This window comes from Amaricoccus solimangrovi, from assembly GCF_006385685.1.
In the GTDB taxonomy this organism is placed as follows: domain Bacteria; phylum Pseudomonadota; class Alphaproteobacteria; order Rhodobacterales; family Rhodobacteraceae; genus Amaricoccus; species Amaricoccus solimangrovi.
In genome coordinates, this window is record NZ_VFRP01000020.1 from 72796 (window position 1) to 92608 (window position 19813).

General features: G+C 48.5%; 21 protein-coding genes. 5 read left to right on the plus strand and 16 right to left on the minus strand.

Going from position 1 to position 19813, the window contains the following annotated elements:
- The first annotated feature begins 273 nt into the window (after positions 1 to 273).
- The 5 genes from FJM51_RS26360 (at position 274) to FJM51_RS26380 (ending at position 4820) form a co-directional block, all read left to right on the plus strand.
- Positions 274 to 951: a response regulator transcription factor gene (locus FJM51_RS26360; protein ID WP_140455354.1), complete on the plus strand. Its 678-nt coding sequence runs from the start codon at positions 274 to 276 to the stop codon at positions 949 to 951.
- Positions 948 to 2195, plus strand: coding sequence for a sensor histidine kinase (locus FJM51_RS26365; protein ID WP_140455355.1), 1248 nt, complete (start codon positions 948 to 950; stop codon positions 2193 to 2195). The genes FJM51_RS26360 and FJM51_RS26365 overlap by 4 nt, the downstream gene beginning before the upstream one ends.
- Positions 2196 to 2243: 48 nt before the next feature.
- Entirely contained in the window at positions 2244 to 2957 is a 714-nt protein-coding gene (locus tag FJM51_RS26370) for an HD domain-containing protein (protein ID WP_140455356.1), read from the plus strand.
- Positions 2958 to 2975: 18 nt separating this feature from the next.
- The gene (locus FJM51_RS26375) at positions 2976 to 3761 is read left to right on the plus strand and encodes a phosphatase PAP2 family protein (protein WP_140455357.1); all 786 of its coding nucleotides are present in this window, start codon (positions 2976 to 2978) and stop codon (positions 3759 to 3761) included.
- 282 nt (positions 3762 to 4043) lie between these two features.
- On the plus strand, positions 4044 to 4820 hold the full coding sequence (locus FJM51_RS26380; RefSeq protein WP_181163801.1) for a phosphatase PAP2 family protein: 777 nt from the start codon (positions 4044 to 4046) through the stop codon (positions 4818 to 4820).
- Between the two features lie 169 nt (positions 4821 to 4989).
- Here the strand turns inward: FJM51_RS26380 and FJM51_RS26385 are convergent, their stop codons facing one another.
- The 16 genes from FJM51_RS26385 to FJM51_RS26460 all read right to left on the minus strand — a co-directional run bounded on the left by FJM51_RS26385 (position 4990) and on the right by FJM51_RS26460 (position 19570).
- On the minus strand, positions 4990 to 5334 hold the full coding sequence (locus FJM51_RS26385; RefSeq protein WP_181164604.1) for a helix-turn-helix domain-containing protein: 345 nt from the start codon (positions 5332 to 5334) through the stop codon (positions 4990 to 4992).
- A 2-nt stretch (positions 5335 to 5336) separates the two neighbouring features.
- Positions 5337 to 7304 carry a type IV secretory system conjugative DNA transfer family protein gene (locus FJM51_RS26390; protein WP_140455360.1) on the minus strand — a complete coding sequence of 656 codons (1968 nt, stop codon included), beginning with the start codon at positions 7302 to 7304 and terminating at the stop codon, positions 5337 to 5339.
- Positions 7305 to 7405: 101 nt separating this feature from the next.
- Positions 7406 to 7768 carry a hypothetical protein gene (locus tag FJM51_RS26395; RefSeq protein ID WP_140455361.1) on the minus strand — a complete coding sequence of 121 codons (363 nt, stop codon included), beginning with the start codon at positions 7766 to 7768 and terminating at the stop codon, positions 7406 to 7408.
- Positions 7769 to 7860: 92 nt separating this feature from the next.
- Positions 7861 to 8649 (minus strand): conjugative transposon protein TraN, encoded by a 789-nt coding sequence (gene traN / locus FJM51_RS26400; protein ID WP_140455362.1) that lies wholly within the window; start codon positions 8647 to 8649, stop codon positions 7861 to 7863.
- A gap of 1 nt (position 8650) precedes the next feature.
- Positions 8651 to 9832, minus strand: coding sequence for a conjugative transposon protein TraM (gene traM, locus FJM51_RS26405; RefSeq protein WP_140455363.1), 1182 nt, complete (start codon positions 9830 to 9832; stop codon positions 8651 to 8653).
- Positions 9819 to 10205, minus strand: a complete 387-nt coding sequence (locus FJM51_RS26410; RefSeq protein WP_210240324.1) for a hypothetical protein — start codon at positions 10203 to 10205, stop codon at positions 9819 to 9821. The genes traM and FJM51_RS26410 overlap by 14 nt, the downstream gene beginning before the upstream one ends.
- Positions 10183 to 10791, minus strand: coding sequence for a conjugative transposon protein TraK (gene traK / locus FJM51_RS26415; RefSeq protein ID WP_007661352.1), 609 nt, complete (start codon positions 10789 to 10791; stop codon positions 10183 to 10185). Before traK ends, FJM51_RS26410 begins: the two co-directional genes overlap by 23 nt.
- A gap of 17 nt (positions 10792 to 10808) precedes the next feature.
- Positions 10809 to 11804: a TraJ family protein gene (locus tag FJM51_RS26420; protein WP_140455364.1), complete on the minus strand. Its 996-nt coding sequence runs from the start codon at positions 11802 to 11804 to the stop codon at positions 10809 to 10811.
- 4 nt (positions 11805 to 11808) lie between these two features.
- On the minus strand, positions 11809 to 12438 hold the full coding sequence (locus tag FJM51_RS26425) for a hypothetical protein (protein ID WP_140455365.1): 630 nt from the start codon (positions 12436 to 12438) through the stop codon (positions 11809 to 11811).
- 9 nt (positions 12439 to 12447) lie between these two features.
- The gene (locus FJM51_RS26430) at positions 12448 to 13119 is read right to left on the minus strand and encodes a plasmid transfer protein (RefSeq protein WP_140455366.1); all 672 of its coding nucleotides are present in this window, start codon (positions 13117 to 13119) and stop codon (positions 12448 to 12450) included.
- Complete coding sequence (locus tag FJM51_RS26435) at positions 13094 to 15538, minus strand: TraG family conjugative transposon ATPase (RefSeq protein WP_140455367.1); 2445 nt, start codon at positions 15536 to 15538, stop codon at positions 13094 to 13096. Before FJM51_RS26435 ends, FJM51_RS26430 begins: the two co-directional genes overlap by 26 nt.
- Positions 15539 to 15892: 354 nt before the next feature.
- Positions 15893 to 16198, minus strand: a complete 306-nt coding sequence (locus FJM51_RS26440) for a DUF4134 domain-containing protein (RefSeq protein ID WP_018480019.1) — start codon at positions 16196 to 16198, stop codon at positions 15893 to 15895.
- A 12-nt stretch (positions 16199 to 16210) separates the two neighbouring features.
- Positions 16211 to 16621, minus strand: a complete 411-nt coding sequence (locus tag FJM51_RS26445) for a hypothetical protein (RefSeq protein WP_140455369.1) — start codon at positions 16619 to 16621, stop codon at positions 16211 to 16213.
- Positions 16622 to 16775: 154 nt separating this feature from the next.
- Positions 16776 to 17270 carry a hypothetical protein gene (locus tag FJM51_RS26450; protein ID WP_140455370.1) on the minus strand — a complete coding sequence of 165 codons (495 nt, stop codon included), beginning with the start codon at positions 17268 to 17270 and terminating at the stop codon, positions 16776 to 16778.
- Between the two features lie 72 nt (positions 17271 to 17342).
- Positions 17343 to 17972 (minus strand): ParA family protein, encoded by a 630-nt coding sequence (locus FJM51_RS26455; RefSeq protein WP_018480016.1) that lies wholly within the window; start codon positions 17970 to 17972, stop codon positions 17343 to 17345.
- A 20-nt stretch (positions 17973 to 17992) separates the two neighbouring features.
- The gene (locus tag FJM51_RS26460; protein WP_140455371.1) at positions 17993 to 19570 is read right to left on the minus strand and encodes a relaxase/mobilization nuclease domain-containing protein; all 1578 of its coding nucleotides are present in this window, start codon (positions 19568 to 19570) and stop codon (positions 17993 to 17995) included.
- Positions 19571 to 19813 lie beyond the last annotated feature (243 nt).

Consider the following 19813-nt stretch of genomic DNA (forward strand, 5'->3'; position numbering starts at 1 on the left):
ACACAAATAACAGTTGAATTACTCTCAGATGATTTAAACACAGCATAATTTACTCAAACAGATTAAGTCTTGGCATGTCATTGGCAGCATGTATCTTTGGAATGGTGCTCACATTACTGGTGCCTTGCGTAACAGGTGAAAGTAAAAGGCAAATCTGGAGAAACCCTGAATTGGCTGGTCATTTAGGATGAAAACTATTTAAGCAGGGCTGTACTTGGTCGCGGCAGAATTTCTCCAGATTTAGTACAGAACTTCACGCTCAAATTCTTCCCAATGAAAATACTGCTTGTAGAGGACGAGGTAAATCTTCTTAATACCACCTCCGATTATTTGCGCAAAGAGGGCTACTTATGCGAGGAGGCCCCATCCTACCTGGCTGCCGAGGACAAGATAGCCACGCATCAATACGATGTCGTGATTTTAGACCTGACACTCCCCGATGGAAATGGGCTGGACTTATTGCATAAATTAAAAGCGCTTTATCCTGACACAGGCGTTTTGATTGTCTCGGCCAGGAACTCCCTGGATGACCGGCTGACAGGCCTCGACCTGGGAGCTGATGATTACATCACCAAGCCTTTTTTTCTTGCCGAATTAAACTCCCGTATCAATGCCATTATCCGCCGCAGGCAGTTTAGCGGCAACTGTACAGTCCAGTTCAACGAAATAGAGGTGCTACCTGATGCTATGCAGGTGAAAGTAAACGGGAATCTGCTGGAGCTAACCAAAAAGGAGTACGACCTGCTTCTCTACTTTGTCACAAACAAAAACCGTGTGCTCACCAGGGAGGCCATCGCAGAGCACAGTTGGGGAGACCACGCAGACTCAGCGGATAACTTTGACTATATCTACTCACACATCAAAAACCTGCGCCGAAAAATTGTGCAGGCAGGGGGTACAGACTACCTCCACACGGTTTATGGCGTTGGTTATAAATTCTCCTCCATATGAGGCTGCTACAAAAAGCCACGCGCTCTTATATACTGTTTACTTCGCTCCTGTTCCTGATTGCGGGGGGGTTACTCTATGGGCTTCTGACGGAAATCATTGAGAAAGAGGCCACCGAACAGCTGCTCGGCAATGAGCGCCGCATTGCCGAGCAGCTGCGACACGGTCAGCATATCATCAATCTTCCACCGGTGTTGGAGGTTAGTAAGCTAAACCGACCTATACAGGAAAGTATAACAGTAAAGGACACGGTGGCCTTCGATAACGTTGAGAACGAACTGGAAGCTTTTCTCCAGGTGTCCTCTGTCCGAAACATAAGCGGGAGCTCGTACCGTATCGTGTTGAGGCAGATGATCGTAGAGCCGGTAGAATACATGTCTACCATTGGTCTCTCCATGGCTATCGTCATGGTGCTCCTGCTTATGTTCACGGTATTGATGAACAGGATCTTCTTTCATCAGCTCTGGAGCGCTTTTTATCGAAGCCTTGCGACCCTAAAAGGATTTTCAGTTCATCAAAACACGCCACTCAAGCTCGAAGACAGCTCTATACTTGAATTCTCAGAGCTGAATGCAGCTATTGGAAAGCTGACAGAGAAGGCACGCTCAGATTTCAGGGCGCTCAAGGAGTTCTCCGAGAATGCCTCTCATGAGACACAAACCCCCTTGGCTATCATACAGGCCAGACTGGACGAACTGCTGCAGGATCCGGCGCTCAGCGAGCAGCAGGCCAACCACATACAATCAGCTTATGTAGCCGCCCAAAGATTGTCTAAACTAAACCAAACGCTACTACTACTCACCAAAATTGAAAACCAGCAGTTCAAAAACACTGAGTTAATCAATATCAATGATTTGATAGGCAGGCAAATCAGCCAGCTGGATGACTTTGTGAGGGACAAAGGGTTGCAGGTACATGTGAACCAACAAGGCACATTAACCGTGCTATCTAATCCCGCTTTGGTTGATATGCTTATCTCCAACCTGTTAAGCAACGCCATCAGGCACAACGTCAGAAAAGGATTTATAGAGGTTATGGTGACGGCCCGCTCCCTCACCGTCAAAAATAGCGGCGTGCCGCTAAAAGGATCACCCGCTAAGCTGTTCGAGCGCTTCCATAAAGCCAACCCTTCCTCCTCTTCCCTGGGCTTGGGCTTAGCCATTGTGCGCTCTGTCTGTAACCTGTATGGTTGGCAAGTGCAGTATCAGGCTGAAGACAATACCCATATCCTATTAATACTTTTTTAAGTGGCTACTTTCGGCACTTAATCAAATAGTCAGTATTAAGCGTTATGCATGATCCGTATCCAGGTTTTCTCCAAGTTCTTACATCATTTTATGGCAAAAATAGAATGGTGCAACTGCGTGAAGAGCTTAAAGCGTAAAAATATGGTGAAATGCGATGCCAAGGAGAAGCTGTCAGCGCAGGCGAAAGTCTACTGTTCGCACCTGCTCCAACACAAACTGCCTCCTGGCCTCTTTTACCACAACATACTACATACCCAGGCAGTAGCAGAAGCCGCTGTGGCAATAGGGTTGGGCTGCGGGCTGCCGCCGCAAAGCCTCCAGGTGCTGCAGGTGGCCGCCTGGTTCCATGATACCGGTTATGCCTACAAGTATAAAGGCCATGAGCAAGAGAGTTGCGCTCTGGCCAAGGAGTTTCTTCGTGAACAGAATGCGGACGACCTTCTTCTTGGGCAAGTAATCGCCTGCATTGCAGCAACCAAACAACCGCAAGCCCCCAAAAGCCTGCTAGAGAAAATCCTGTGCGACGCCGACATGTGCCACCTAGGCCAAACGAGTTATGCAAGTTCCTCTGATTTGCTACGAAAGGAAATCGAAGTTTTCACAGGCGAAGAATTTTCTGACGCTGCCTGGCACCGTCAAAACGTGCAGTTTCTGTCCGAGCACAGCTATTTCACAGCTTTTGCCCGGAAAACCTTCGACGCTCAGAAAAAGCTGAACCTGGAACACGAAATTAAGCTTCTTCAACATTCAAATAAGACCTAAAGGAATAGCAAACCCCGTATGTTCAAGAAACCCTTTACCCTTATATCCTCGCAGGTCGATAAGTTGTTTGAGCTGCCCATGATAAAAGAGCTGGAAAGAAAGCACCCCAAATTCGTTGGCTTCCTCCACGACCGTTTGGGAGTACAGGGTTTCTTCGGCTTGCCCTTTACCACACTACTGATAGCCGTGTTCGTTAACTTTGCTGTGCTGTCGGAGCTATCGGAGCACATCGTAAACTCCCCGGGCATGAAAGCCGTGGATACTTCGGTTACCATGTTCTTCTTTAACCTTCGAACCGATCTTCTCAGCAGCGCTATTTACTACTTTACCCAGTTGGGTTCGGTGTACGGGGTAGGCTTTACCTTTGTCACGGCCATGGGTGTGCTTCTCCTAAAGGGGAAATGGCATCATGGCGTGGCTCTTTTGGTATCAGTACTAGGCAGCGGTATCTCCATTTATTTTACGAAGGCTTACTTTCACCGCGAGCGCCCCATGGATGTCGGGTATTATGACCTAAGCACGTTTTCCTTCCCCAGTGGCCACGCTGCGGGATCCGTAGCTTTGGTAGGCATGCTTTGTGTCTTAATATACCAGGAGCGGGATCAAATAAAGGCTGCGTCTGCATGGCTGTGGCTGGGGTTTCTTTACATCCTACTAATTGGGTTTAGCCGCATTTACCTGGGGGTGCATTTTCTGACTGATGTGGCAGGCGGTTATCTGTTGGGCAGCCTGTGGGTGATGGTGGCGCTATCTCTTCTGGAATTCCTCCTCCTGCACCAGAAAAGAAACCGACACTCAGTCTAGGCACCTATGCTCTCACTACGTCGATGCCTGTCGAAAACCTTCCCGCGCGTATTACAGCCAGCGAAAGAATTTCTCCAGGATTGCTCCAGATTTAGCTATTATTCTTGACAAGAATTCAGTACAGGCCTACCCTGTATGAGTGCATAGGCTATCCTATACCTTAAAAATATAACGGCTATGTCAGCATACTTGGCTACACCAAAATACTTGATGCGAGGCGCTTGGCTAAGCTTTTTAATTCTGCTGCTCTCCCCCCGCACGCCCCTACAGGGACAGGGTACCATGGTAGTACCTCACACGGGGTATCAGGCGCAGTATACCCTTCCTGACACTGTTATAACAGAAGATTCGCATCAGACTACCTATTTAAGAAATACGCTTTATGTCGCAGGCACAGCCGCCTTATGGACAGCTGCATTTGTATTGACAGATGAGCCCCTCCAGCAGTACGCGCAGCGCCATCAGGACAAGGTAAGCAGTAGCCTCGCGCAAGTCGTAGAGCCACTAGGAAGGCAAAGGTACTGGGTACCCGCTGCCGGGGCTGTGTTTGTTGGCGGCCTCCTGGCAAAAGACCAGAAGCTAAGGAAGGTGGCACTGGTTTCATTTGGAAGCGTGGTTGTTAACGCCACACTCACCAGTGCCCTAAAGAACGCTATCGGCAGGTATAGGCCTAGTGAGACCTCAGAGAATGAGGTATTCGATGCTACTTTCAACCCCTTCAGTCATAGTCCACATAGCTCGCTGCCTTCCTCGCATACTTCCACGGCCTTTGCCGTCGCTACCTCGGTAGCAACTGTTTATGCCGACCATAAATTTATACCGCCAATCGCCTACGGTGTTGCGACTCTTGTCGGCCTTTCGCGCATACACGATAACGCACACTGGGGATCAGATGTACTGGCAGGCGCAGCAGTAGGCTACCTGAGCTCAAAAGGCGTAAGCTATTTGTATGATTGGGCAGACCATAGGCTCAGAGTCCGCAAACAAAGGCTGCAGGTGCAGGTTGTACCTCAACTTGGATACAATTTAACCGGAATAGGTGCTACAGTCACCTTTTAGAAGATAGTGATTCAGAGCAGGTCTAGAGACAGCTTTCACACTGTTTCACCTAACAGCGATACTAGCCTATACTCATCCTTGAGCCCATTTGGAAGTTAACGAAAAGATGCTTTCAAAAGAGCCTGTAACTCATAGCTTTTATTAATTGTCCTGTGACTTAGATAGCTGCTTAAGAAACATCTAATAACCGTATCACCTCCTCAATCTGCGAGGAAAGCTCACTTTGAGCCAGCTTCAGCTTTTCAACGGCAATACTGTTGAGGCTGTGGCTGTTGGATAGCTTTTCGTGCTTTTCCAGGATGTCAAAATTGTCGGAAAAAAGAAGGTCCACGTGAAAGTGCTTGCTGTAGAAGCTGAACAGAAGTAAAAGCAGTTCGATCGTCCCTCCCACCCCGTTCTCCAGCCGGGATATCTGGTTCTGGTTCACCCCCATGGACTCTGCCAGGCTCTCCTGCGATAAATCAAGCCGCTTTCGCAGCAGCTTTAGCCTTTGGCCTAACTCCTGTATGCTCACGCTCATACCTGTAACGCTGTGATTAGTGTCTTAACCTCATTTCTAATTTTATTGTAGTTTGCTCTCAGGATTTGGTCTTTTTGGTCAGGGGTGCCAAAGTTATAAAATTTTGGCAGGTTAAGATACTGCTTTTCTTCCTGTTGTATGTTATCAAGGTCAAGATTAATTTTACAGTGGTAGGTACTGGCAACATACTTCCCGCTATACGCTTCGCTATCGGAAGCCACCTGTCCTACCAGCTCACCGGCCTGCAAATTGGCTATTTTGGATGCCGGAATGAGCGGCCCCATTTCCTCGTTCATGTTCACTGAGGTACGGTTACGGTCCACACTAAGCCCCTCCTTTAGCTGCCTCACCCTACCAAACAGTTTTTCCAGCCAGTCAAGCGTCTCTTTATTACGGGCAGAGCCCGAGAGTACATTGGCCGCTACAGAGCAAATGGTGTCGGCTGTTTCCCTGCCATATTGCTGCCGCAGCTGCGGTAGTTCCTGCAGGCCCAGCAGCACAGCTATCTTATTACTCCTGGCAGTAGCGATCAGGTTCTCCACCCGGTGTATGTAAAGCGTAGGAGACTCATCCACGATCAGCCCACAGGGCAAGTTCCCCTTTGTATTGATCAGGCGTGTCATGCGATTGAGGATAAGCGCATTGCAGGCGCTGTTAATGCTCTGTGTGGCAGGGTCATTTGCAATCACCAATATAGAAGGGTTTTCCGGGTCCGTTATCTTTAAATTGAAGTCGTCTCCTGATAGTACCCAGAATGTTTCTTTTGTGGCCAGTCGGCCAATATTAATCTTTAAGGTGCCAATCTGCCCTTCCAGCTGCTCAAAGGCTCTGTTCTTATAGGCTGTGGCAAAAGGCGAAAGCAGACTCTCCAGCTCAGGTTCGGAAAAGAGCACCTCGAAAATCTGATCATAGCTAAGGTTAATGAAGGAAAGTACATGCGGAAAAGAAGAATACCGCCCCCCTTCGTGCCGGCTCAGAAAGTAGATGCAGCTAGCCAGGAAATTAACGGCTGACTGGTTGAAGAATTGCGCAGTCCCAGAGTCCCTGTCTCCTTTCCGCAGCGCCTCCAGCAGCGCCTCAGCTGTTTCGGTGGCATCAGCCAGGGTAGGCAAGTACTCCGGCTTTAAAGGGTTAAACCTCCTGCTGTGCTCTACGCTATTAAAATTGATGACATGGAACCTGTGGTTTTTCAATATCCCTCTCTTTCTATTGACCAGGTAATGGTAATAAGTCGTTCTGGCCAGGTCTGGAAACTTGAAGTCGTAGACCATCATAGAGAAGCCTTTCCCCAGAAGCTGCTTGATAAAAGGCAACACCACCGAGAAAGACTTTCCTGAGCCGGGTGTACCTATCAGCAGTGTTGCTCGAAAGGGGTTCACTACATTTAGCCACCCGCGCTGTACCCGCTTTTGGTAATAGTAAAGCATCGGGATATTCACCGAGTATGGCGTATGCACCGGTTTCCTGGACTGCTCAAAGGACTCATTTTCCACGTTGAATTTGTCTTTCATCAATCGGTGCTGTATATGCTTGGAGATATTATCCAAGGCTATATGAATCATCATCGCACCTAAGAAGGAGAGCAGGATGTAAGCCGCATCAGACAGGGACACATCCCAGAAAAGAATACGGCTGCTTTCAAAGAAATAAAAGAAACCCGAGCCAAAGAAAAAGGCGCAGCCGATAAGCAAGGGAAGGAAGATATGCCGGAGCGGGTCGAGGTCCAGGTTCTTCCTGGCCTTTGTGCCAATGCTCACGATCAGAATCAAACCGAAGGTGAAAGCTTTGGAGAAGTAGATGTGTTCATAAATAGCCATGCGCTTTACTTTCCGCAGTATAGGCTGCAGCTGATACATACTGCCCGAATCCATAAAGAGGAAAACAGCTATCTCCACCACAATAGTGAAGTAGATAAGTCCCTGCAGAAAGGAGTAAAGTTTTTTAATTTCGCTGGATTCTTCCATGACGCTGTTGGTAAAGAATGTCTAACACTTTAAAGTAAATAAGACAGGCCTATAGAGATCTTGCTTCTCAAGCAAATGCCCTTCGATTAGTCAGCGCCAAATCAGAGCGGAATTTTGATGCCTGCCAGTAAGCCAGTCCTGAAGTTGTGGTTTACCCGAAGCACGCCCTCATTTTTCTGTTGGAGCATCAACACTACATTTCCTGGCAGCACATAGCCCAGCTCCAGGCCTGCCTGCAGGGCTCCTATGAAGTGCTCGGTGTTAGAGCCAATGCCCGCTCCCAGGCGCAGCTTGAGAAACGTGTTTCTGGAACGGGTAAGCATGGGTTTGTAAGCAGCCCCCACTAACCAGTTTTTGCTGTCGTCCACGTTGCTCTTATAGGCATCACCGAAGATCTCATAGGAATTATAGTGGCGTTTGCTGAACTCCAGGGCAAGGTTGGCAGTTAAGGCATCCTTGTACATCCAGCCGCCTGCCAGGTTCAGGTGGGTGTAGCCCTCCTGCGCTCGGCACGGCAGCACAATTAAGAGCAGTAAGGAAAGGAGTAACGGCTTTCTCATAAGGTGTCTGCATGAAGAATGTCGGAATAGTCAATTTTAAGGGAGATGGTGCGCCCAGAAATCTGCTCCTCGGCCACCTCAATATTGAACACCTTTTCCTCTGGGAAAGTAAACTTCCTGAACACAAACACGTTCCGGTACTGGCGCTTGAAGTGACCCGTGTCATAAAGCTGGAAACTGGGCTGTAGCTCCACCTGCTGAAAGTTAGTGGCCTTCACGACCTTTTTATCCTCAATCTTAAACCGTATTTGATCGACCGTATAGGGAATGTTGGTGTCATTTCTAAGGGAGAGATCAATAAAGAAATAGTCCCCCACCGTATAGATGTTGTTTAGCCTTGCCCGCATCCCCTGCCCTTTCGTAGTCACACTGTTGAACCGGGGTTTTCGCTGGAGGGCCAGCAGCGCAAACCGTGCCATGTCCTCCCGGCTCATGGCCACAGCTGGGTTCAGGTAATCATCTACCTGGGTAGGGTCTATACGCACCTCCGTGTCTGCCCGATCCGCTCGGCTGTAGGCTAGCTTATACTGCACAAGGAAGCGTTCCCCAACGATGGTGATAACACCCGGTTTTGCGCCACCGTGCTTGGGTTTGACCCGAAGGATGTTGGCGACAGGTATATCCCCGGCTACATCATCTGTGGAGATATCTACATACTGTATCGGCTCAGGGCTCACAATATGCGTGGAGATGCTTTCATGCACGTGCACTACCTGAAGGGAATCCTGTGCCGAGGCGGAAAACAGCAGGGCAAACAACACATATAGAAGGAATAGCTTTTTCATATTACAGGGCTTTGTTATCTATCAAATAAACAATGGTGTTGTACTTCAACTTAGCTTTGTTCTTCCGGATGGCTTTGCCTGCAGCGCGGGTGGTGGTCTGCGAAACCCTTTCCAGCATAGAATAAAGCATTTGGCTGCCATTGTCAGGTGAATCCTCAAAAGTAAATGACTGACCACTGCTCACATTCCCGGCAAGCTCTTTTGTAAAGTCCCTGAACTGTGATTCCGGGACATATAGCCCAGCCAAGCCGTCGTTGTCGTAGATACTCAGGTCTACCGGGATGATTTGGTTGCCGTAGAGTATAGAGCGGATGGCTATCTCAATTCGTTGGGCACTGAAACCGGAAACAGTGCCGTAGAGGTAGCTGCCTTTCTTTATTTCGTAGTCCCGCACATAGATGTCATCCAGCAAGCGAATCCTGATCCTGCCGCCTTGCATCACCTTCAACCCTTCGTCCAGAATAGCTCTGATAAACTGCTCCTCACCGTCGGCTGTAATGGTATTGAAAAAGGCTTTATTCGTATTCCTGCTTTTGGTCACGGGTAACGGTGTCGGCTCTTGCTTCTCGGAAGCCGGTGCATGGGCTTTCATCGGCTGTGGCCCCGTACGAGAAGGCACAGGTTCCTCTCCTATCCGGCTCAGGCTGTCAATAAACATCATCTGCTCTCGGAATAGCCGCATCTCCTCTTCATATGCCGATTCAACTTTTCGCATAGGGCGGGTTGACCGTACAGGCACAGAGGCAGTAGCAGACGCATAGCGCTCTGAGCTGAGGCGCTGCCGCTGGCTTACCCGCTCCATAAACTCCTCCGGCTGCTGATCCGATAGGATACGGTTATTGAGACTGTCGAGCATCCGCCGCTCCTCCTCCGTGTACACGCTGCCATAGGCCATGTCCCTGGGGTCTACCCTATCCTCCCCGATTTCCTGCATGGCCGAGTAGTCGGTCCTATACTTAAACTCGTCCCGAAAAGCCGAGAACTTATCCTTCATTTCCCGCTTTCTCAGGTTGGCATCCGGAAGGGAGGTATTCAGGGCTGTTGTCTCGGTGAGTTCCACTTTCGTTTGTGCGGCGGTGGCCGCCGGTGTCATGTCCAGCCACAGGTAATTAAGCAGTACAAGGAAAGGGAGTATGATGAGCGGGATGGCATACCTGGGATGCCGAAAGTTAATTCTCTTCATGGATGATTCGGTTTAAACGCTGATCAATATCTTTGAGAAAAACACTGTCTTGGGCACGCAGGCTGTCAGGGTTTAACTGCCTGGCCGTGTTGTAGAGCTTTATCAGCTCCAGCATATCTGCGGTACTCGACCTGCCTATAGTCATCTTGTCGCCAGAAGTATCAAGCTGCCTGTACAGCTTGCCAGCCGACACGGCATAGGTTCCCTGGTGCAGGTGCCGGACGACTAATAGCCCCATGACAGCCACAGACAGTAAAACTAGCATGGCCAGCACCACTGCTTTAGGATTCGAGGCACAGTAGTCCCTGACACTTTCCTTGAGGTATGAAAGCCTTTGCTTTATGTTACCGCTAAAAGGATTTCTTCTCGACATACTCCAAGTCCTTGTTCATGACCGTTTTCCAGTTCTTTATCAAAAGTCCATGGGGGTTGTTCTCTGTGCGCGGCACTTCCTCAAGATCCCCCTCTGTGACAAGAAGTCTTTTCATCACAGAGGTCTCCCGCTCAATGCGCTGTGTGGCGTAGTAGGTAAAGTGCCTGTTTTCGTCCACTTTAACGCTATCGGTTTTGATCGTCAAAACCGCAGAGCTCGCCAGGATCTGGTTGTAATAGCCCTTCTCCTTCAGGTTGTTGTATTGTGCCAGACCGGACTCATCCACCAGGTACATGGCCTTGGAGATGTTATTCTTGATGTAGGCGTCATCTGGAGGTAGCGTGAAGAAGAGCAGGTGAAACATGTTCACGTGCGACTTGTACTCTACTGTCCGGTTTACCCCCAGCTCGGTCTGCTCCACCAAGAGCGGCACCGAGTGGTCAATCACATAAATCTTCTTCCTCTGCTCCTCGGCATAACGAAAGGCAAAGGCGCAAACCGTACCTACTATAATGATGGAGGAGATAAAGCTGCCGATACTCACGGCAAATGCCAGCTTCATTTTCTTTTCGAGGTTGTTTATCATAGCAAGCGCTTTTTAGTTTATTTTAAAATTCCTCCGGCCGCCTTCGCAGCTCCTCCTGCCATTGTACCAATGGCATTACCCACACCCGTGGTGTGCACGATCCAGGTGGAAATAATGGGAATGGTCAGCATGGCCAATCCTCCCACAATCAAGGAGACGATGTAGAAACTGATGCCGCCCGAGGGGAAGGAAACGTAGGCAATGAACATCTCTTCGTTGCCCAGTACTGCCTTCAGGATATCTATTTCCTTCATCAACCCATACTTGACCAGTACAAAGGAGATGGACATAATGATATAGCCCAGTCCCGAGTACAGCCCTACGGAAATATAGCGGGCAATCCAGGCCAGGTAGGAGTCCCGAAAGCCCGGCAGCACGCTAAGGGCAAAGGAGAAGGGGCCCAGGATCACCAGAATGCCTGCAAAGATGATCTGCAGGAAATAGATAATGTAGGAGCATACCTGAAAGATGCTGATCACAATCCACTCCACCACCATCATCGCCGTAAAGTGCAGCTTGGCCATCAGCATCAGGTAATAGCCTTTCATTTTGTTAAACAGGGGTTGCAGGTCAATCCCCATCGTTTCGTACCAGCTCGCGTCACTGGCCTCACTCTCAATACGCTCAAACTCGGCGCTGCTCTCAGAGAGCTTCCGGGCCACACTGTCCACCAGCGCGAGGCGTTCCCTGTGCAAATCCTCCACCTGGTCTACTTGCGCGCCGTACATGCCTTTTGCCTGATCATTGACTAGCTGCAGCGGCAGGTTCACCGCGTCGATAAATCCTGGCCAGAAAACAATCACCAGTGTCAGGGCGAAAGGACGCAGCAAAGGCATGATGCGAAGCGTTTCATCCCCGGCCATCATTTTGTAAGCCTCCAGGCCGAAGTACAGCAGCATGCTGATGGCGCAAAGCGCCTGCGCATCATACAGGAAAACACTCACCAAATCCTGTATATTGAGAAAGAGCCCGTCGAACAGGTCAAATATGGCTTTATCGATCAATTCACGCATGGCATCAGTCGGTTAGGTCCTGACTCGTTTTAAAGAGAGAAATGAGCCGCCTGAAATCATTCCTCAATGCTGTAAGCTCCCCGATGTATACCCGCAGCTGCTCCCCCTTTTTGGCATCGTCCAGGTAAGCGTCCAGGATTATCTCGATGTCGGCGTTGATTCTATCCCGCTCGGCATGGATGGCCAAAATATAATCTGCCTGCACCCCGGCCTGCACCGCCTCAGCATTCATCCCCAATAGGGCTGTGTTAAGTTCATCAATCTTCTTTTTATAAAGGAGGTGGTATCCCTTATTCAGGGACCTGTCGGCAAACTTGAACATCTCCTGCTCATATACCTGGCTTATTGCTTCCTCCTGCGCCTGGGCCTTCACCCTGTTCTGGTTCAGCAAAGCCATGGTAGGGGCAAGCTGCAGCATGTTCCGCCTGTCAGGCCCTTTCCTGTACTTGTTATGAAACAGAATAAAGTACCATTTCGGGTTGAACTTTCCCCAACGAGTAACAACCTCCCGCTCCAGTTGGTACCTTGTGTTTTTACTATTAACTGGCTGCACGCCTTGCCCTAGAGCATCTGTAAAGAGGCCAGGAAGCAGGGCCAGGCATAAAGTGGGTACAATTATTGAATTCATAGCCATAGAGATAATTTACTTCTTGATTGCCTTGTACTCATCCATCAGGGAGCGGATGATCGCCTGGCTGTTGTCAGGATAGGCAAGTCCCATCGGGTTCATGGTCTTCAAAAGTCCCGCGTACTTGGCCACACGCATCTTTCGGGTAATGGAATAGGCTAGGCCCCGCATCACCCGCAGCTCGTCCACCACGTGGCGGATAAGGGTGAGCCTGTCGGCATTGTTCATCAGGTTCACATCCGTGCCGATGACAGCCACCTGGTAGATATAGGTAAACAGATCGGATGTACGGTTGAGCAGCTCCAGCTCTGTCTTGGCGGCAATCAGGAGCAACTCGTTATCACCGCGCGCCAGTTCCATCATTTGGTTTTGGTAGTGGCCTATGTCTGCGGCAATTTGGGAGGCATAAATAATATTTTTACTCTGCCCGATAATGGATTGAACGGATTTGAGAGAGTTGTACATCTTTTCCTCCAGCTCTTTGATCTGCGTCATCTTCAGGCTGATGGTCGTCTGCAGGGCCGCAATCTTTCCTTCGTTTTCCTTAATGTCGTTTAAGGCCGCCTGCTGGGCCGTATGATTCACAACAAGTGTGGAGACGACCGCCGGGTCAAAAACAACCTGCTGGGCTAGTACATGACCTGTTAGCAGGCTCATGAAGCTAAGCGTGTAGAGGTACTTTTTCATAGCTGCGTTGCAAAATCAGTTGAACAAATTCATTTAGCTTGAGCCCCGAGGCCCTGAAGTCTGCGACAAACCTTTCCAGGGCTTCCCTGAAATCCCCATACTTGCTCAGGTACACTTGCATGGCCTCTTTTTCCTGGCGCTCGGTGGTGAAGGTCAGGTACTCTTCCAGCGACACCTCCACGCCGTACACCTCACCGGAAGCCCCGCGCTTGATGTAGACTTCCTTGAAGCGGCCCCGCCCCTCTTTGTTGTCGAGGCTGTTGATGGTAAATATCTTCTTGCGCTCCACCTCATTGATAGAGAGCAGCGCGGCGATCTCATCGAAATTGTCCTTGAACTTGGTCTGGTCCAACAGGCAGATGGTATCGGAGTTGTTGATGACGGAGTTCTTAACCACAACATTGCCGATGATATCATCCAGCTCCTGTGTCACGACCACGGCCTCTCCCCAGAATTTGCGAACCGTTTTATAGACGTAGAGGATATAGCCGGCCATCAGCGGAGAGGCAATGGCCTTCCAGGCCTCCTCAATGATGAGCGCCTTACGGTTCTTCTTGTGGCGCATCTTCTGAAGGAACACATCCATGATAATCAGGGTGGTGATCGGGAAAAGAATCTTATGCTCCTTGATGGCATCTATTTCAAAGACAATGAAGGGTTCATCGAACAGGGTGGTATCCATCTCGTTGTTCAGGATCTGCCCATACGCCTCCCCTTTGCAGAACTTCTTGAGGATAAAGCGATAACTGGTCAGGTCAAAGTCAATGGACTCTTTTTGCGTGATCTCGTCGATCTTTCTGATGGAGAAGTCATAGAAGGACTGGAAGGAAAGATAGCTGCTCTCCAAGCCGTTTTCAAAGTAGTATTGGTAATAGGAAGTGATAACGGAAGAGAGGACACTGTCCTCAATTTGGCTGACAGTGCCCTCGGCACCTTTCCAGAGCAGGCCCACCAATGACTTGAGAAACTCCCGCTTCTCCTCGTTGAATTCGGCAGCAGAGATCCGGAAGGGGTTCATCGTAATAGGCTGCTCTTCGGAGTAGGTAATGTAGCGGCCCCTGTAGTAGGCACACAGCCCAGAATAACTGTGCCCGGTATCCACCAAAATAACATCTGTGTCCTGCAGGGCATACTGCCGGATCAGGTGGTTCATGAAAAATGACTTCCCCGCTCCCGAAGGCCCCAACACGAACTTGTTACGGTTATTCATCCGGCCTGAGAAGATGGGCGCATCACTTGTGTCAATCGTGATAGGAATCCCCTGTCGGTCCGTGAAGTATACCTGAAAGCTGGATGACTCACTTTGCAGCAAACGTTCTTTAAAAAGCAGACATAAGGCCGCGTCTGAAGTAGTCAAAAATTTATCATATACTTTAAGCTCCGAACTATTGCCGGGCAAGGCACACCGGAATAGTTCGAGTTGGTTATATGCGTTTCGGGAGGGAATAATACCAATGGAAAACAAAGCGCTTTCCAGATAGTTAGCGGCACGGTCTATCTCCTTTTCTCTGGCTGAAAGCAGCACGCTGTAGTGTCCGTACACGAGCAGCTGGTTATCCTTGGCGATATCGGCCATCACCTGATCAATATCCTGCACACTCAGATCATTGGCCGGGTCAGGCATGGAGAGGTGTTTCTTTCTTTTGGCCTGCAGCCTGGCCAATTCATGGCGCTGATCAGGGATTTGGATCACCTGGTTGTACACCAGGCAGTCACAACCTGGCACCTGGTGCAGAAAATGCATCAGGTCTACCGGGAGGCTGTACCCTATGTGAAGCGCTGTGTTTGGCTTAAGATTGGACGGAAAGTTGATCTCATCTATGTCCACAAGCGAGATACATCGGATAACGCTGTCACCAACTTGCAGGCCTTCCTCTGAGGCAAGGAGGTTATTGAGCGCATAAACCTCATCGGAAAAGTTGAAGGCAAGAATGCGGGAAATAAACTTCTTCACCTCTATCTCTTTCAGAGCATAGGGCTTGAAAGACCTGCTCTCCAGTATGTCCAGCACTTTGGCAACGTTCCGCTGGAATGCTTTGAAGTCTTTCTCGTCATATGTAAAGAAGCTGGAGCGCCGCACGTCCCTTGTTATAGTCAGGTATGTAGAAACATCCAGGTACTCTCTTCCTGCAAATGCCTCCTGAAATTTCTGACTCAGGAGATCATCCGTTTGCTTCGGCACATAGCGCTTCCTGGCTAGTATGTCCGTTTTCTGAAGGGTGTAGCCTGCGCCTAGAATTTTAACGATGTTGGCAAAGGTCTGGTGGAAGAGATAGTATGCCTCCACGTCTGCACAGTACTGCAGGGCTGGATTTTGTACTTTGATGATAACCGAATAGTCTCCGCGCTCATGATATAGAATATCATGGGCATGACGGTCTATGCCAATGTATGGCAGACCAAACCGCTGCTTTTTCATGGCTAAGAAAAGTGATGACGTTAAAATTGTGCTGCCAGGGCCAGACTCCTATCTTCGTGCAGAGCGCCTCCATTGTGCGGGCATGATGTATACCCCTTTGGACTTCGTTTTATGATGCAACCCTTTCTTCTGCTGCATAGCCGTAAACCCCATACCGCCGAAAGTCACGACCACCAAGGCTACCAGACCTGAAAAGAAGTTGAGCGAAACAGATAAGACAACTGCCGCAAAGAAGCCAGTTAGAACGGAGGCCAGGCCCCAGTAGATATATCTACCTTTCAAGGACTTAAATACAAGGGGTTTTTGCAGCCCCTTGTAGACATTAAATCCTCTGTTAGCTTCAGGAGCCACGGCTTACAAGCCGAAGAAGGCTTTGATCACCACCCCCACCACCATCAGGAATACACAGGACCCCATCCACCCCATGACAGCCTTTTGTGTGTCCTGGTCTCCGGAGTTCCACTTGATGTACACCCTAACTCCCCCAATCAGGCCAACAATAGCTCCGATGACCAGGATTAGGTTGCCTACAGGGTCAATGTAAGTTTGGAGTTCAGAGGCTCCGGCATCAATGCCTCCGGCCCCTTGAGCAAAGGAAGATGGGACAGCGAGGACTACCAATACGAGCATAGCAAGTAACTTTTTCATAATCTCTGTCATTGAGTTAAAAATTTATGAAGAAAAAGGTATTGCGTTTGAAAGTCGCCTGGCGTTCTGAAGGAACTCCTCTAGGGGTATCCCCTGCCCTATCACGGGCATGGCGACACTATTCTCAGAGGCCGTCTGGTGCGCAAAGGCATGCCCGTCGGCTGTAACAGGATATTCTTGGAGACCGCTATCCAAGGGTTGCTCCTCCTGCTCGTAATCCTCATAATCCTCCTCGAATTCTTCCTCCAGGTAATCCTCGTCCACAATGTCTTGGGGTGCCTCTGTAGTGTCTACTAAATCTGAAACACTGTACTGCGCCACCATATCTGCGGCTACGCCTTTTGCATTTCGAAGGTACAGGTCAAATAACAGGTTACCTGCATAATAAAGCACATAGAGTACTGCTACCGTAGCAAAGAAAACGCCCCAAGACATAGCTATATAATTTAAGTTAAAACATCAATTTACAAACTAGACATTCCTACTTTAAATATATAATCGATATGAAATACGGTTTTATACTTATACGTATATTTTAAGATTAGATTATTTATTTATATACTTTTTTACCTAATGTTATAGATTCAGCTTAGTTCAAGAACTTGTTATCCGTTCTATCTCGGAGCCTTTGGATCTCCTCTTTATGCTCTTCAATAAATTTGGCAAACAGGTAGCTTGCCAGCACATTGATTTTGATCCCTCCTTTTTTCTTCAGCAGGTCTAGCACTTCGTGTATATGCACGTCCACATAAACTGTTTTGGAGGTAAAGGTAAACTCATCCTTCGCACTATCGAGCTCAGCAAGCAGTTGTTCAAAGCTCAAACCTGACGCTGCTTTACCCGAAGCCTTTGCAGCTGTCTTTTTCGAGGAAGGCGCCTCCTGCTTTTTGCCTGCTGTAGCGGTAGAAGAAGCCTTAGGCTTTTCACCTTTTTTGCCCGATTTTGAAACTGCGGGCGCCATCTCTTCTTTTTCCTCAGGAACTGGTTGAACAGCTTTCTCTTCTGCGTTTTTCTGCTGAGGAGCCTGTCCTATGCTTTGCTTAAAGCTCTTGATGTCAAACCCTTTGTTACCTGCTGTAGCCATGAATAATATACGTTATTTAATTAAAATGTTTCAATTATTGAATATTAATATAAATTTTATTTAAAGAATCTTCTATATTGTCTCTAAATACTCATTATATATATACCCAAAAGAATTATCGAGCACCCCTCGAATATCCGAAGAGATCGATACGGTATCTATGCGTTGAAATCCTACACGGTCTGGCAGCGCCGGAGCCACAGTGCCGAACTGCGCCAGCTGCTCATCCACGGCAGCTTTCAATTCATAGTTCACGGAGGACTTCAGGCGGTTTGGCAGGAACACAATCCTTACCTGCGGGTTAACGTGCTTGGCCACCTGAACAAAGAACATGGTGGACTCAAAAGTCATTTTTTCATAGGAAAACGGACAGACGATTACTTCAGCATCCTGGTATACAGCAATAAGCTCGTTCGTGTCCAGCCTGCCAGGCATGTCCATAATAACATGCCCCCCTTGCAGACTGTCAATATGCACCTTGTATTTCGGGTACTCCTCTACCTCCATCTTGATAACCTCGTACAGTGGGTCATTGGCATACAGCTCCTTCTCCTTCTCCCATCTGGAGTAGATGGAGTCCTGAAAGTCCATATCCAGGATGATTACATTGTCCTTTTTCTCCAAGGCCAGATAGTTAGCCAGCAGTATACAGGTGGTGGACTTGCCTACCCCTCCTTTTTGGTTTGCTACTACAATTTTCATGTATTAATCGTCTATGTATATTATCGTTTTCGTTGATTCTTTCTCTTCCTATTCTCTCCCTGATCAGGTCCGAGGTTCGACTCCATAAGGTAAAGCATAGAAGCTGCCAGTTGACCGATGGCCCCGGAAGACTGGGTCCATGCGTCCTGCAGCCTTTCCTCTCTCGCCCGATCACTACCCTTATCGAGCTCAACAACCTTCACAGCATGAAATTCAGGCCTCTCTTTTGTCAGATCTACCCAGGCATATACCTGTTTCTGCTGATGATCAACCAGGAAGTGCTTTCCGTCTGAATGAGCGATGCTCCAGCCGCAACTGTCCAGGATTTCCTGCAGCGGCCTGCCGCTGGCAAGGCCGCTGTGCAGCTTGGCGGCCACCACCTCCTTCTCCAGAGGGTCAGAAGCCTTCGCAACCGACAGATCCGACTGCTTTACAAAAAACAGCCTGGAAAGCAGCTTTATATCCTTATCGCTCGCCACGGTGTACTGCCGTGCCTCCTGCAGCCTTTCCTGGTAAAGCAGCTCCCTGACACGGGCCTTATCAAGCATCAGAACAGGGATGCTGCCTTCTTCATCTCCCTTGATGCGGATCTCTCCCTTTTTGTTGATCAGGAGCCCAGTTGCCTCCAGCTGTCTCTTGAAGCCGGTGTAGCACAGCCCCCTGTCTGCAGAAAGCTTGGCTATAAGCTCCCGTCCAGCCTGTATTTTATCTTCTCTGTTAACACCAGAAAGCAGCTCATCGAGCTTCATCACCTGGGAACCCTTTAGCACCTGTTTGCTGGCATGGTCGAGAATCGTGTAGCCATAGGGAGTGCTCTTCCCCTTTGCCTGGTGCACCACCAGCTCTATCCCGAACTTTTCCTTTAATAGCCCGGAGAACTGCTCCACCGTTAGGCCTCGTTTATACTTGCGGAATATGGCTTTCAGCTGCCCTACACGCGCATTTGGTGCTTTATACTTTGCTATCCTGTCAGCAACTTCTTTCCTTGCAAAGGCATGCACCATTGAACCGTACTTAATGAACTGGTACTGCCCCTCCTTCTCCGTGACCTTCACGCCTTCCCTTTCGAGCAGTAACTTAAACTGAGCTTCAGAGGAAAATCCATATGCCAGCGTTTTAGTCAAGTATGCTTTTACCTCGTATGCCACATCCTGCATCAGAATCTCCTGCATCACTTTCTGAGACCTTACGTTTTCATACTTGTCGTTTACCTTCTTCCCCTCTTTGCTTACCCTGGTAGACACCATGTGTACATGGTTGTGCGCAGTATCTGAATGAAAGTAGATAAGGTAGGGGTTGTCATGGTACCCCATGCGCTGGAGGTATTCCTCCGCGATTTCCAGGAGTTCCTCCGCACTCTTCTCCCTTCCCTTACAGGAAATAATGGCATGGAACTGGGACTTTAGCACTGACTCGTTTGTGTTTGCCACCAACGTCATGTACCTGATGTAATCCTCCTGCTTCAGGCTTCCCGCAGCCAGGTTCAAGAAACCGAAGTTCTCAGCCTTGAGCAGCTGAGCTGCACCCTGTGCTCTTTTCTCTTCATTGTAAACAACGCCATTGAACCCGGCAGCGGCAGAAAGGATTTTCACGATCATAGCCCACTCATTAACGCTTCAAAAATATAACAAATAATAACTTTTGCATAAAAGCTACTATATATTATTTAACAATTTTAAACTATTACATTTTAGTTAATAGTTATTATTTTTTATTTATAACATAAAGCTTAATATTTAACAGTTAAGACTTATTAATTCTTACTTATTAATTCTTACTTATTAATTCTTACTTATTAATTCTTACTTATTAATTCTTACTTATTAATTCTTACTTATTAA